A 13,629-nucleotide genomic window follows, 5' to 3' on the forward strand; every position below is an offset into this window, starting at 1 on the left:
CCGCCGCTATGCCGGGTGTACCAGTTGGGTAATAAAATCGGCGGGAATAATGATTAACACGGGTGAATTCATCTTTATCAAAAGATTTGCGAACCATTTGGTGAATTCGTGGCTATGATAAAACTGTTAAATTGTTTTACGCAATTGTTAATGAATCATTCCGCATTATTTGATTAGCGCACAGGACAGATCCCTCGCCCCGTTGGGGAGAGGGTTAGGGTGAAGGGAAGAATTCACACCGGCATGGATTTACGGATGGCGCTCAGCAGCGTCTGCGCACCCGTTGAGAGCGGCGTGTCTACGCGGGTTAAAATGCCGATAGGTTCACCGGCACCCGGGGCGGTCACCGGCAGAGCGGTCAGGGTTCCCTGACGCAAATCGTCTTTTACCGCACCGGAGGGAACGAACCAGACGTAGTCATAATCGAGGGTGAGCTGGCGTGACAGCGAGGCCGACAGCGTTTCGATACACCCTGAGGGTAGCGTACATCCCTGCATTTGCAGCAAGTTTTCGGCGGCCTGGCGCGGGACGGTGCCTTTCGGGCAGACCACCACGGGCCATTCCATGACGCGGCTTAACGTCACGGTATCCTGCAGTAAAGGATGGTCGGGACGCACCACCAGCTTCAGGGATTCCAGAAACAGCAGTTCGTAATTGAGACCGCCCATCAGTTCAGGGTCGGACATACGACCGATACCCAGATCCAGTTCCCCCGATTTGAGCCCGGCGAGCAGCATGGTGTTATTCATGGTGGCAACCTGAATCGTGGTATGCCGTTGCTGCTTGTGGAATTGACCAATCACGGGCGGCAAAATGCCCAGCGCCGCGGTAGGCAAGGCACCCACACGTACCACGTCACTGGTGTGCTCTTCTTTTCTGTGCAGGGACTGGCCTGCGGTGTTGAGCGCATCCAGCACCTTAACGGCGTGCGTCAGGAATTGTTCGCCCACAAGGGTAAGCTGTGCGCCCAACCGACCGCGATCGAAAAGACGGGCGCCGGTGAGCTGTTCCAGCTCGTTAAGGGTTTTTGAGAGCGCAGGCTGGCTCAGATTAAGGGTTTCAGCCGCTCGCCCCAGCGTTCCCTGTTGAGCGACGGCCACAAATGTATGCAAATGGCGCAAGCGTATGCGCTGACTGAACAGACCATTTTTTTCCATAGGCGATGTTAAAAACAGAGCGATGCGGGTGACAAGTTAAGTTGTTTAATTTTGATAACCTGATAGCAAAATATTTTTAACATTTGATCTGTTTGAGTTACAACATGTTTTTCAGGAGGGGCTGCAGGCGAACGTCCTTGTTCATTTATTGCTCATTGCTGAGGGGTTACATCAGTAACCCATTAGATCACGCCATCCCCGCCGTCAGAACACCACACCTGACCGGACGTATAGGAACACGCATCCGAGGCCAGCGTGACGTACAGCGGAGCAATTTCTACCGGCTGACCCGGACGCCCCAGTGGCGTATCGCCGCCAAACTCCTTCACTTTTTCCATTGGCTGACCGCCGCTTGACTGCAGCACCGTCCAGTACGGTCCAGGCGCCACCGCGTTGACGCGAATGCCTTTTGGACCCAGCTGTTTGGCTAAGGATTTCGTAAATACGGCCAGACAGGCTTTCGTCTGGGCGTAGTCCAGCAGCACGGGGCTGGGCTTCACTGCCTGAACCGAGGAGGTGTTAATGATAACGGACGACGCCTTCAGATGGCGCAGCGCCGCCTTGGTGATCCAGAAGGGGGCATAAACGTTGGTTTTAAACGTCGCGTCAAAGTCTTCTGTGGTGAGCTCTTCCAGGGATTCCCGGTACTGCTGACGACCCGCGTTATTGATCAGAATATCCAGGCCACCCAGCTTCGAGACGGCTTCCTCGACCAGATTCTGACAGAAGGTTTCATCCCGGATATCCCCCGGCAGCGCGATGGCTTTGCGTCCTTCCGCTTTGATCAGCGCGATCACCTCTGCGGCGTCTTTTTCCTCTTCAGGTAAATAGTTGATGGCAACGTCAGCCCCTTCACGGGCATAGGCGATAGCCACCGCGCGACCTATCCCGGAGTCACCCCCGGTGATCAGCGCTTTTTTGCCGGTAAGGCGGCCATGCCCTTTGTAGCTTTTTTCCCCATGATCGGGTACAGGTTGCATCTCTGATGCCAGTCCCGGCGGCGTTTGCGGCTGTTCCGGGAACGGGGGTTGCGGGTAAGCGTTCGTACGTTGTGTAGTATCACTCATAGCTGACTCCTTAAGCCAAGGGGTGAGATTTGATGGATAGTTGCAGCGTTAACGCTTCGCTGAATTATTTCTGCAAACGATCAACACGGACGACGGCAGGAGATGATTTTTTATCAAGCGAACCGTTGATACTGATCATCTGGTCGGGTTTTACCGTTCTGCCGTCGAAGACTGCTTGGGGAATAATAACGTCGATTTTTCCGGTTTTATCCTGGAATACAAACTTATCGCCGCTACCATCAATAAGATTACCGCGTAATGAAATTGTCGCACCGTCATGCATTTGTTTTGCCTGATCGATGGTCATAATACGCGCATCATCCGTTCCACGATATCCGCTATCCAGCGCGTGAGGCGGGGGCGGCGCGTCACCTTTTTGTAACCCGCCGTTATTATCTGCCCATGCTGATGGAACCAAAAATATCAAAAAAGCGGAAATAAGTGATAATTTCATCTGATATCCTTCATTTTTGGGTGTCTTGACTTATTAAGTATTGTTGCTATTCCTTTATGTGGCAAATGTGATAAGTCTTAAAAACAATCTCTTTTGAAATCAAAACACTCTTAAAATAAGCGAAACGGTGACGACAACCATGAAGCGTGAAAATGAAAAGTTACCCGGGATAGATGAGAGTTATCGCTTGCTCAGGTTTGAATATGCATTTCGCCAGGTGGGTTTTGTGCTGCTTTTAGGTATTATCATCGCAGCGATGGCCGGTCTGTTTTCCAGCGGCATGGTGAGCGACACGTCCAGGACCAATTCTGCTAAATCTCTGACCATTCACTATGAACGTTTTGGCCGTCGGGAGACCGAGTCAAGGATGCAATTTACGTTTCCGGTGAAAACGGCGGGTCACTTCACGCTCAGCATCACCAGCGAGCGCAGCGACGTTTACGAACCCGGCAGCGTCTGGCCGCAGCCGGACAGAATGTATAGCCGTGGGAAAACCCTTTATTTCGTCTATGACACGCTCCAGAAGTCAGACAGGTTCTCCGTGTTGTACTTCACGACCCCGATCCGGGCCGGTAAGTGGAATACTGTCATCCGCGCAAACAACGAGCCGGAGATCACCGTCTGGCAATTTATTTACCCGTAGGAGGCTGATATGGATATGGTCTTTCGTGCGCTGGCGATTTATCTGTTTCTCGTGGTGGTATTTAAAGTGGCGGGGCGACGCGCGCTGCTACAGATGACCAGCTTTGACCTTATTCTACTGTTAATTATTAGTGAAGCCACGCAGCAGGCGCTTCTGGGGCAGGACTTTTCTGTCACCGGGGCGATGATAACGATTACCACGCTGGTGGTAGTGGATATTCTCTTTGGGTTGATGAAGAAATATTTTTCCCCGGTGGAAAATATTCTGGATGGTAATCCCGTCATTCTGGTAGAGAATGGCGTGCCGTTAGCGGATAAACTCAAAAAAGTCGACGTATCCTGTGATGATATTCTGGTGTCAGCGCGTCAGAATAATGGCATTACAAAAATGAGTGAAATCAAATATGCCATATTCGAACGTAATGGGCATATTTCAATCATTCCTTTTGAGAAATAAGAGGCGGCAAAATGAGCAATCTTTTTCACGACGATCATTATACCGTAAGTGAATTAACGAAAAAGCTGGCGAGTAAATTAACCGATGCCGGGCTGCGCTTAACCACGGCGGAATCCTGTACGGGGGGAAAGCTCTCGGTCGCGTTGTGCGCAGAAGAGAACACCGCCGATTTTTATGATGTCGGGCTGGTGGTGTTCAGCGATGAAGCAAAAGCGCGGATCCTCGGCGTGCGCTTCTGAAACGCTGGCGCGCTATACCGCCGTCAGCGAACCGACGGTGGGCGAGATGGCCGCCAGTATCCGCGATATGGCCCAGGCGGATATCAGCATTGCCATCAGCGGATACGCAGGCCCTGAAGGGGGCGACGATGGGACGGCGGCAGGGACGGTCTGCTTTGGCTGGAATATTTGCGGCGAGACGAAAACCCGCACCGTTCTTTTCTCCGGTGACTGTCAGGACGTGGTGGAAAAAGCGGTGCATTTTGCGCTGGCTGAACTGGTAACAACCTTGTCGGACGACAATATCGGGTAAATTCACGTGGAGGTTGTATGGCTGTCATAGTGATTACTGGCGGGACGGCGGGCGTGGGAAAAGCCACGGCACTGCACTTTGCAAAGGCGGGCTACGATGTGGGACTTATCGCCCGCGATGAAGCCAGCCTGCACTCCACTCAGGAGGAATTAAAGCGCTTTGGGGTCAATGCCCACGCGGTGCAGGCGGACGTCGCCGACAGTCAGGCGGTGGTGGATGCGGCTAACGAGATTGAGTATCGCCTTGGGGCGATTGACGTGTGGGTTAACAATGCCATGGGCGCCGTGCTGGCACCGTTTCGCACCCTTACGCCGGATGAGTTTCGTCGTGTGACTGACGTGACCTACCTCGGCTTTGTCAACGGCACTCGCGCCGCGCTGGAGCTGATGGTGCCCCGCGACAGAGGCGTGATTATCCAGGTGGGATCCGCGCTGGCCTACCGTTCCATTCCTTTGCAGTCCGCTTACTGTGGCGCCAAAGCGGCGATCCGCGGCTTCACCGATGCGGTGCGTACCGAACTGATGCATGAAAACAGCCGGGTTCAGCTTTCGATGGTTCAGATGCCGGGGCTTAACACGCCGCAGTTCGAATGGGCGAGGAATAAGTTCGCCTGGGCGATGCGCCCGGTGCCACCGGTTTTTGAGCCCGAAGTCGCCGCCCGCGCCATCTTTAAGGTTGCACAAAAACCGGTACGGGAACTGTGGGTGGGAAGCAGCACGATTCAGTCGATCGTCGGGCAATTTCTTTTCCCGGGTTTACTTGACCGGCTGATGGTTAAAAAAGCCTGGGAAGGTCAGATGACCGACGATCTGAACGCACCGGATCGCCGGGACTATCTTGACCAGCCGGTTAATGATCTGCACAAAATCCATGGCCGTTTTACAGACGAGGCGAAGAACCGAGCCCCGGCTGTCACCTCCGGTATGCCTGGCAAGGTGGCACTGGGCGCCCTCGCGGTGGCGGGGATTATGCTGACCCGCCTGATAATTCGAGGGAGAAGATAATCAGCGCAGCGCGCTACGGTGGGTCCAGAACCAGCGGTAACCGTAGCCGCCAAGAGTGAGCTCGACGGTTTTGCCGCACACCAGCGCGTCGTCGTAGCGTTTGTCCGAGAGACAGGCAGTCCAGGTGGCATTGCGGATCCCTTTTGCGGCGAACTTCACCGGCTGGTCGCTGAAGTTGACGAAGGTCAGGATGCTGCGTTCATCGGTCTCGTAATACAGCCCCAGCACCGCGTCATGATCGAGGGTAATGAGACGAAAGGGCGCAACGGCAATTTCGGGGAACTCTGAGCGGGTATTGGCAATATCCATGATTCGGTGCAGAAGCGAGTTGCGGTGAAGCAGCGAATCAGCGACGTTGATTTTCTGATAGCGATACGGGCCGCGATCGATGATGGGGGCAATAAATTTTTCCGGATTGGCCGCGGAAAAACCGCCCCCCGCCGATCCGGCCCACTGCATCGGCGTACGAACGGCGTAACGCTCTCCAGTTCCAGGTCGTCGCCCATGCCGATCTCATCCCCGTAGCGCATCACCGGGACACCCGGCAAGGAAAAGAGCACGGCGTGACAGAACGCCAGTCGCTTGTGATCGCCATTCAGCATCGGCGCCAGGCGGCGGCGGATCCCGCGCTGATAGACGTTCATCTCTTCGTCAGGGGCGAAGGTATCAAGGACAAACTGCTTATCTTTCTGACTAATGCCCTCCAGATCCAGCTCGTCATGATTGCGCAGCCAGTTGGCAAAACAGCATGAGTCGGGCGGGACGATCATCTTTTTCACCGCATTACGCAGCGGACGGGCGCTTTTCCTCGCCAGGCTGACGTAGAAATACTTATTGAGCCAGAAATTGAGCACCAGATTCAGGCGATCGTTCTTGCCGAAGTAGTCTTTATACGTCTTGACGTCGACGTCGACTTCACCCAGCAGGATAGCGTCTGGATTACGTTGCTCAATAAGACGGCGCATATGCTCCAGGATCCACAGCCCTTTTTTTTCGTCACCGTTTCCTGCCTGTCTGGTGAGGTGGGTGGCGGCATCCAGGCGAAAGCCCGACACCCCCAGCTTAAGCCAGAACAGAATGATGTTCTCAATCTCTTTAAGTACCGCAGGCGAGGTCAGGTTCAGATCCGGCTCATGGCGATAAAACATATGCCGGTAGTACTGTCCCGCCTCGTCGTCCCAGCTCCAGACGCTCTTTTCCACGCCGGGAAACATTGGGGGCGTGTCGTCATCGTCGTTGTCCGACCAGAGGTAGTAATCACGATAGGGGGATGCCGGGTTTCGGCGGGCCTGCTGGAACCACGGATGCGCGTCTGAGGTATGCTGGATCAGCAGCTCAATTATGACCTGCATGCCCAGCTCCCGGGCCTGTTCGATAAAGGCGATGATATCGGCCAGTTTACCGAAGCGCGGATCCACCTGCAGATGGTCGCTAACGTCGTAGCCTTCGTCCAGAAAGGGGGTGAGGTAAAATGGGGTGATCCAGATAACCGTCGCGCCCATGCGGCGGATATAACGCAGCTTGGCCGCAATTCCGGCGATGTCTCCACAACCATCGCCGTTCATATCATAAAACAGTGCGGTATCAATTTGATAAATAATGGCCCGTGTATGCCAGTCTGTCATAGCGTTCCTCAGTGATAGCCTTCAGTATCCGACACTTTGCCCCGGAAGACGTAGTAGCTCCAGGCGGTGTACACCAGAATCACCGGAATGATCAGCAGGGTGCCGACCAGCATAAACAGCTGGCTGGCGGGCGGTGCCGCGGCTTCCCACAGGGTGATATGGGGCGGAATAATGTTTGGCCACAGGCTGATACCCAGGCCGCTAAAACCGAGGAAGATCAGCCCCAGCGTGAGCAGGAACGGACGCGAGTGGCTGGCCGGGTTGCGGGTCAACCGCCAGATCAGCACCGTAAACAGCCCTACCAGCAGGGGAACCGGCAGGAACCAGAAGAAGTTGGGCAAGGTAAACCAGCGGTCGGCCACGTACTGCCAGCCAAGCGGCGTCCAGACGCTGACCACCGCAATAACCACCACCAGTGCCAGCAGCACGTGGCGCGTCAGCTCGCGCATGCGGTTTTGCAGTGCGCCTTCGCTTTTCATTATGAGCCAGGTGGTCCCCAGCAGCGTATAGGCAACGACCAGCCCGATGCCACAGAAAAGATTGAAGGGCGTCAGCCAGTCAAGCGCAGAGCCGACAAAGCGCCGGCCTTCCACGTCAAAGCCATTGATCACTGCCCCTACGACGATCCCCTGGCTGAAGGTGGCGAGCAAGGACCCGCCTGCGAAGGAGTAGTCCCAGAATTTGCGGTGTGAGGGCGTAGCTTTAAAACGGAACTCAAAGGCGACGCCGCGAAAGATGAGGCCGATGAGCATGGCGGTGAGGGGGATGGTCAACGCATCAATAATCACCGCGTAGGCCAGCGGAAACGCGCCGAACAATCCCGCGCCGCCGAGTACCAGCCAGGTTTCGTTACCGTCCCACACCGGGGCCACGCTATTAACCATCACATCGCGTTCCCTGGCATCGCCCACGAAGTTGAACAGCAGACCGATGCCCAAATCAAAGCCATCCATAATGATGTACATCAGCGTGGCAAAGACGATGATGGCAAACCAGATAACAGCGATATCAACGCCCATCAGATTCTCTCCTGTTCTGAAACGGACTCCGCGGCAGACAGCGGACGGGCGGGAGTGCCCGACGTGTTTGACGTCAGCGTATCGACGGGCTGCGGACCTTTCTTAATCAACCTGATGAGGTAAACATACCCCACGCCGAACACCGACGAGTAAACAACGAAGAAGGCCAGCAAGCTGATGCTCATTTGCAGAGCACTGTGCAGGGAGACCGCATCAATCGTGCGCAGATAACCGTAGACCACCCACGGTTGACGGCCCACTTCGGTGGTCACCCAGCCGGCGAGCAACGCCAGCAGACCCGCTGGCCCCATGCAGAGCGCAAACCAGTGGAACGGACGCGAGTGGAAAAGCCGGTGACGGTAGCGTAGCCAGAGGCTGAGCAGACCGAGGGTAATCATCAGCAGCCCCATCCCGACCATGATGCGGAACGACCAGAAAACGATGGTCGAGTTTGGGCGATCTTCTTTCGGGAAATCTTTCAGGGCCGGAACCTGTTTATCCAGGCTATGTGTCAGGATCAGGCTGCCGAGCGCGGGGATCTCGAGGCCGTATTTGGTGCGTTCCTCCTCCATATCCGGCAGGCCAAACAGCAGCAGTGGGGTGGCCTCGCCGGGCGGATTTTCCCAGTGTCCCTCAATGGCGGCGATTTTGGCGGGCTGATGCTCAAGCGTGTTCAGGCCGTGCATATCGCCCACAACAGCCTGGATGGGGGCGACCAGTAGCGCCATCCACATGGCCATCGAGAACATGGTCCGGATGGCGGGCGTATCGTTACCGCGCAGCAGGTGCCAGGCACTCGACGCGCCGACAAACAGCGCGCTGCTCAGAAACGCGGCAATAGCCATATGAATCAGGCGATAAGGGAAGGAGGGGTTAAAGACGATTGCCAGCCAGTCTTGCGGAATGACCTGTCCGTTCTCGATGGTGAACCCCTGCGGCGTATGCATCCAGCTGTTGGAGGCGAGGATCCAGAAGGTCGACATTAAGGTGCCGAGCGCGACCATGCAGGTGGAAAAGAAGTGCAGGCCCGGGCCAACCTTATTCCAGCCGAACATCATTACACCCAGGAAACCGGCTTCCAGGAAGAAAGCGGTTAAGACTTCATAGGTGAGGAGTGGACCGGTGATACTGCCCGCGAACTGTGAGAATCCGCTCCAGTTGGTGCCAAACTGGTACGCCATGACCAATCCGGAAACGACCCCCATACCGAAGTTAACGGCAAATATCTTGAGCCAGAAATGGTACAACGATCGCCAGACGTCGTTTTTGGTGCGCAGCCACATGCCCTCCAGCACAACCAGATAGCTGGCGAGGCCGATGGTGATCGCAGGAAAAAGGATATGAAACGAGACGGTAAAAGCGAACTGAATTCTGGCCAGATGGAACGCGTCGAGTTCGAACATGGTCCGTACCTCTGAAACGATGGGGCACGAGAATTGCCGGGCAGTTTATGGCTGCCCGGCAAAACCGATTACGGTTTAGTCTTACCGGCACCCAGCTCGGCACCGGTCAGCGGGTCGGAATGTGGATCGGACTTCGTACGGGCAGACATCGCCTTGACCAGGGTTGCCTGTTCGGTTGTGAGCGTGACGCTTGCGCTGCCATCGCCGCCGTCAACCGCAGGCTGGGGGGACTCAACGTAATCGAAATGTTTATCGCTGTTCCAGCTTCCGCGAACCTCTCCACCTTCAGACATATTGTAGTACTTGTTGGTGAATTCCTCGATTGGCGGCAATTTTCCCGGCGGGAAATTATTACGGATAGACTGCAGCGCCTTCTCAAAGGAGAGCTGATGCGCCGCCTCGCGCGTCATCAGAAACGCCAGGGCATCCTTTACGCCGGGATCGTCGGTCACGTTGATCAGCCGTTCATAGATGATTTTCGCTCTGGCCTCTGCTGCCACGTTTGAGCGCAGGTCCGCCGTTGGCTCGCCGATGGTGTCCACGTAGGCCGCCGTCCAGGGCACGCCCGCAGAGTTAGTGAGCGGGGTGCCACCACCGTAGAGCAGGGAGGTAATATGGCTGTCATTGCCGTTTTCGGTCATGGACCGATACAGCTCGGCCTCGTTTTCCACCCCTTCCGCCAGCGCGCCTTTCGCGCCTTTATTCAGCATGCCCACCAGGGTACCGATGATTTCGAGGTGGCTTAACTCCTCGGTCGCGATATCCATCAGCATATCTTTACGGCCCGGATCGTCATCGCTCAATCCTTGCGTAAAGTACCGGCAGGCGGCAGCCAGTTCGCCCTGCGGCCCACCGAACTGTTCCAGTAAAAGATTGGCGAGGCCTGGGTTCGGTTCAGCAACGCGAACCGTGTATTGCAGCTGTTTAACGTGTCGGAACATGGCGATTCTCCCTGATTATTTTTTTGCTTCGACGCCCGATGCGTCTGAACGCAGCAGGAACTGTTCCGTGGTCTGCGGAATATGACGAATCAACCAGTCGGCCATTTCGCGCTCTTCGGCGAGGATCGTTTCAATAGCGGGTATCGAGGCGGTATCGCCCGCTTTTTTCGCCGCCGCGAGCAGGGAGGTATAGCAGGCGATTTCAAACTGTTCGAAAACATAGCCGCTGATCGACCCCTTAACGATCTCATCAGACGGGAACATGCCGCCGATGGACTGCCCCAGCGCCGCCATTTTGCTCATCGAGTCTTTTAAAACTGAACGAGAAATATCATTCCGGTCGAGGATTTCTTCCAGCAAGGTTATTTGCCGTTTTGTCTCATTAATATGCTGCTCAATTCTGGCGCGAACATCAGGATAATTATCAATACGGCTGGCCATGGATTCCAGCATAGATTCGGCTTGCTTTTCCATCGCATGGGCATCGCGTAGCCAGTCATGGTAGTGTTCTACGTGATTCATCATTGTATCCTCATTAGGGTTCGCTTATTTAGTCTCACTTTCAGCAGCCTGATCGGCACGCGCGGCACTGTAGCCAGACAAATGGCCGACAATATTAGCGTAGATGCTGATGATAATGACCCATAGTACGCTGCTCTTCCACCATATTACGGAAGGGATAGCGAGAATGAACCATATTATAGCTGCCGTTAAATGGCACCGTTTAATTGTCCTGGGACTGATGCTCATTTTATTTAACCTGTGTTATAGCGTCATTTTTGCGCTTTTTGGTTAATATTCCCTACGGCCAGATCGGTGAGTTTAAGGTCGGTCTCTTTTTCTTCTTCCAGTGTTTCTGCAAGAAGCTTAACGGCTTTTTTATAGCCAAGCTGCTCTGCCAGGGTGGCAAGGGTACCGTAGCTGGCAATTTCGTAATGCTCCACTTTTTGGGCTGCGGCAATTAACGCGGCATCACGCACTTCATTTTTTTCCGTGCTTTCGATGACTTCGTTCGCCTCTTCAATTAAGCCTTCCATTGCCACGCATTTCATGCGCTTGAGCTTGATACCGTCTTCCTGCTCGATAATCTGATCGATGCGTTCGATCTGACCCTGCGTCTCCTCGAGGTGTGCGGTAAAGGCGGCGCTCAGTTTCTCACTGGACGCGGCACGCGCAAGCTTGCTTAATGCCCGGGTAAGTTGCTTTTCCGCACTGTAGGTATCAGAGAGAAGATGAATAAATACGTCCTCTATACTTTTCATATTCATAATTATTACGCTCCGGTAAAGGGTAAAAAAAGAATGATTACTGCGAGCTTTTCAGCCCGCAGCATACTCTCGGGTTTTATAAAAGAGTATTAAATTAAATCAGGAGTTATCAGATTTACGGCCTCCGCCGTGACTATTCTGTCCTCCTTTCTTACCCGCTTCTGATGCGCGTTGTGGATCGTTTTTAAAGTTCCCACCGCTATGCTGGCCACCTTTACGTCCAGCTTCTGATGCTTTTTCACGGTCTTGCGCGAAATTACCGGAACCACCACGATGCTCTGCCATATTAAACCTCATATTCATATATTGGTTATGTCAGTACGATACGAATATATTCCGTATCACTCGTCGTTCGAGTAATAACTCTAGTCGCTGTGTGCTATTCGTCAAATGCGCTTTGCTATTTGCGGTATCGTTATTTTGAAATAATGACGGCTTTACGCTTCGCTTACCTGGAAAATATGAAGGGGTGGGAAGGACTTGTAAACGAAGGGTGGGATTAGTCCTAAGTTTTCACTAAAAATTTGAAAGCTGAGGGTAAATAATAATGGCGCACCGAATGCGATTAATTTGTCGTCAGGAAGGGCTGTGCAGGCGACGGTAGCACACGGTTTGACCACTGTCGTCTTAAGATCACAAATCAGAAATTCTTCCCCCCGGAAGGAACGGGTTTCTCTACACTCCAGGTAATATTCACTGGAGGCATGACATCATGGCGAACACCATCACGGCTGATGATATTCGGGAACATTTTTCGCAGGCTATGTCGGCGATGTACCAGCAGGAAGTTCCGCAGTACGGCACGTTGCTCGAACTGGTCGCGGACGTAAACCTGGCGGTTCTGGAAAATAACCCGCTATTACATGAACAACTGGCGAACGCCGATGAACTTGCCCGTCTGAACGTGGAGCGCCACGGCGCGATCCGCGTCGGCACGGCGCAAGAGCTTTCCACCCTGCGTCGTATGTTTGCCATTATGGGCATGTATCCGGTCAGCTATTACGATCTCTCTCAGGCGGGGGTGCCGGTTCACTCAACGGCGTTTCGTCCGGTAGATGATGCGGCGCTGTACCGGAATCCGTTTCGTATCTTTACCTCACTGCTGCGCCTTGAGCTGATAGAAAACGTCCCGCTACGCGAGCGCGCGGCGGAGATCCTTGCTCAGCGGAACATTTTTACCCCGCGCTGTCTGGCACTTCTCGATCTCTGGGAATCAGAAGGGCAGTTTACTGACGTCCAGGCGCGTGAGTTTGTTCAGGAAGCGCTGGAAACCTTCCGCTGGCACCGCCATGCGACGGTCGATCAGGAAACTTATCTGGCACTGCATAACGAACATCGCCTGATTGCGGATGTGGTCTGCTTCCCGGGGTGCCATATTAACCACCTCACGCCGCGCACGCTGGATATTGACCGGGTGCAGGAGCTGATGCCGAAGTATGGTATTGAGCCCAAAATTCTGATCGAAGGGCCGCCGCGTCGTGACGTGCCCGTGTTATTGCGTCAAACCAGCTTCAAGGCGCTCGAAGAGCCGGTGCTGTTTGCCGGTGAACATAAGGGCACCCACACCGCCCGCTTCGGTGAAATAGAACAGCGCGGCGTGGCGCTGACGCCGAAAGGCCGTGAACTGTACGATAGCCTGCTGGCTAAGGCCGGTACCGGCAAAGATAACCTGACGCACCAGCTTCATTTGCGTGAGATTTTCAGCGCCTTCCCGGACAGCGAGCTGTTAATGCGCCGCCAGGAACTGGCTTATTTCCGCTACCGTCTGACGCCCGCCGGGGAAGCCCATCGTCATGCGTTCCGTCCCGGCGACGATCCGCAGCCGCTGATTGAGCGCGGGTGGGTCGTTGCCCAGCCGATTACCTACGAAGATTTTCTTCCGGTCAGCGCCGCCGGGATTTTCCAGTCCAATCTCGGGAATGAAACTCAGGCGCGCAGTCACGGTAATGCCAGCCGCGACGCGTTTGAAGCCGCGCTCGGCTGCCCGGTGTATGACGAATTCTCCCTCTATGAGGAGGCTGAAACGCGCAGCAAACAGCGTTGCGGTTTGCTCTGAAACCG

The 13,629-nt window shown here is 54.5% G+C and carries 14 protein-coding genes and 2 pseudogenes; 5 read left to right on the forward strand and 11 right to left on the reverse strand.

All coding sequences use genetic code 11. From position 1 onward, the window contains the following. Nucleotides 1-233 precede the first annotated feature (233 nt). From ACMGGM_RS01690 to ACMGGM_RS01700, 3 genes are all read right to left on the reverse strand, one after another. Nucleotides 234-1,157: a LysR substrate-binding domain-containing protein gene (locus tag ACMGGM_RS01690; RefSeq protein ID WP_014883781.1), complete on the reverse strand. Its 924-nt coding sequence runs from the start codon at nt 1,155-1,157 to the stop codon at nt 234-236. A gap of 182 nt (nt 1,158-1,339) precedes the next feature. Further along, the gene (locus ACMGGM_RS01695) at nt 1,340-2,224 is read right to left on the reverse strand and encodes an SDR family oxidoreductase (protein ID WP_014883782.1); all 885 of its coding nucleotides are present in this window, start codon (nt 2,222-2,224) and stop codon (nt 1,340-1,342) included. Nucleotides 2,225-2,288: 64 nt separating this feature from the next. Next, nucleotides 2,289-2,678 carry a YdeI family stress tolerance OB fold protein gene (locus ACMGGM_RS01700; protein ID WP_014883783.1) on the reverse strand — a complete coding sequence of 130 codons (390 nt, stop codon included), beginning with the start codon at nt 2,676-2,678 and terminating at the stop codon, nt 2,289-2,291. Nucleotides 2,679-2,817: 139 nt separating this feature from the next. Between ACMGGM_RS01700 and ACMGGM_RS01705 the strand changes: the two genes are divergently transcribed. The 4 genes and pseudogenes from ACMGGM_RS01705 to ACMGGM_RS01720 all read left to right on the forward strand — a co-directional run bounded on the left by ACMGGM_RS01705 (nt 2,818) and on the right by ACMGGM_RS01720 (nt 5,312). Further along, nucleotides 2,818-3,321, forward strand: coding sequence for a hypothetical protein (locus ACMGGM_RS01705; RefSeq protein ID WP_063943114.1), 504 nt, complete (start codon nt 2,818-2,820; stop codon nt 3,319-3,321). Nucleotides 3,322-3,330: 9 nt separating this feature from the next. After that, on the forward strand, nt 3,331-3,777 hold the full coding sequence (locus tag ACMGGM_RS01710; protein WP_014883785.1) for a DUF421 domain-containing protein: 447 nt from the start codon (nt 3,331-3,333) through the stop codon (nt 3,775-3,777). Nucleotides 3,778-3,788: 11 nt separating this feature from the next. Further along, nucleotides 3,789-4,308 (forward strand): annotated as a pseudogene (locus ACMGGM_RS01715) (2-oxo-tetronate isomerase). A 17-nt stretch (nt 4,309-4,325) separates the two neighbouring features. Next, nucleotides 4,326-5,312 (forward strand): SDR family oxidoreductase, encoded by a 987-nt coding sequence (locus ACMGGM_RS01720; protein ID WP_063943116.1) that lies wholly within the window; start codon nt 4,326-4,328, stop codon nt 5,310-5,312. On the opposite strand, the pseudogene ACMGGM_RS01725 reads toward ACMGGM_RS01720, so the two are convergent. The 8 genes and pseudogenes from ACMGGM_RS01725 to ACMGGM_RS01760 form a co-directional block, all read right to left on the reverse strand. Continuing rightward, nucleotides 5,313-6,937 (reverse strand): annotated as a pseudogene (locus ACMGGM_RS01725) (alpha-amylase family protein). Nucleotides 6,938-6,945: 8 nt separating this feature from the next. Next, on the reverse strand, nt 6,946-7,956 hold the full coding sequence (gene cydB, locus ACMGGM_RS01730) for a cytochrome d ubiquinol oxidase subunit II (RefSeq protein ID WP_014883788.1): 1,011 nt from the start codon (nt 7,954-7,956) through the stop codon (nt 6,946-6,948). Beyond that, nucleotides 7,956-9,359: a cytochrome ubiquinol oxidase subunit I gene (locus ACMGGM_RS01735; protein ID WP_045134052.1), complete on the reverse strand. Its 1,404-nt coding sequence runs from the start codon at nt 9,357-9,359 to the stop codon at nt 7,956-7,958. Before ACMGGM_RS01735 ends, cydB begins: the two co-directional genes overlap by 1 nt. A gap of 68 nt (nt 9,360-9,427) precedes the next feature. Then, the gene (locus ACMGGM_RS01740; protein WP_008502274.1) at nt 9,428-10,300 is read right to left on the reverse strand and encodes a manganese catalase family protein; all 873 of its coding nucleotides are present in this window, start codon (nt 10,298-10,300) and stop codon (nt 9,428-9,430) included. 15 nt (nt 10,301-10,315) lie between these two features. Further along, nucleotides 10,316-10,822: a ferritin-like domain-containing protein gene (locus ACMGGM_RS01745; RefSeq protein ID WP_014883791.1), complete on the reverse strand. Its 507-nt coding sequence runs from the start codon at nt 10,820-10,822 to the stop codon at nt 10,316-10,318. 24 nt (nt 10,823-10,846) lie between these two features. Next, on the reverse strand, nt 10,847-11,050 hold the full coding sequence (locus ACMGGM_RS01750; protein WP_023335667.1) for a hypothetical protein: 204 nt from the start codon (nt 11,048-11,050) through the stop codon (nt 10,847-10,849). Nucleotides 11,051-11,073: 23 nt separating this feature from the next. Continuing rightward, nucleotides 11,074-11,568, reverse strand: coding sequence for a ferritin-like domain-containing protein (locus ACMGGM_RS01755; protein WP_014831873.1), 495 nt, complete (start codon nt 11,566-11,568; stop codon nt 11,074-11,076). A 99-nt stretch (nt 11,569-11,667) separates the two neighbouring features. Further along, nucleotides 11,668-11,853: a general stress protein gene (locus ACMGGM_RS01760; RefSeq protein ID WP_014883792.1), complete on the reverse strand. Its 186-nt coding sequence runs from the start codon at nt 11,851-11,853 to the stop codon at nt 11,668-11,670. 427 nt (nt 11,854-12,280) lie between these two features. Here ACMGGM_RS01760 and ACMGGM_RS01765 point away from each other — a divergent pair, with 427 nt between their 5' ends. Then, a complete protein-coding gene (locus ACMGGM_RS01765) occupies nt 12,281-13,624 on the forward strand; it encodes a VOC family protein (RefSeq protein WP_063943120.1) in 1,344 nt (447 codons plus the stop codon). Nucleotides 13,625-13,629 lie beyond the last annotated feature (5 nt).

This window comes from Enterobacter sp. BNK-14, assembly GCF_047456095.1.
GTDB classification, from domain to species: domain Bacteria; phylum Pseudomonadota; class Gammaproteobacteria; order Enterobacterales; family Enterobacteriaceae; genus Enterobacter; species Enterobacter kobei.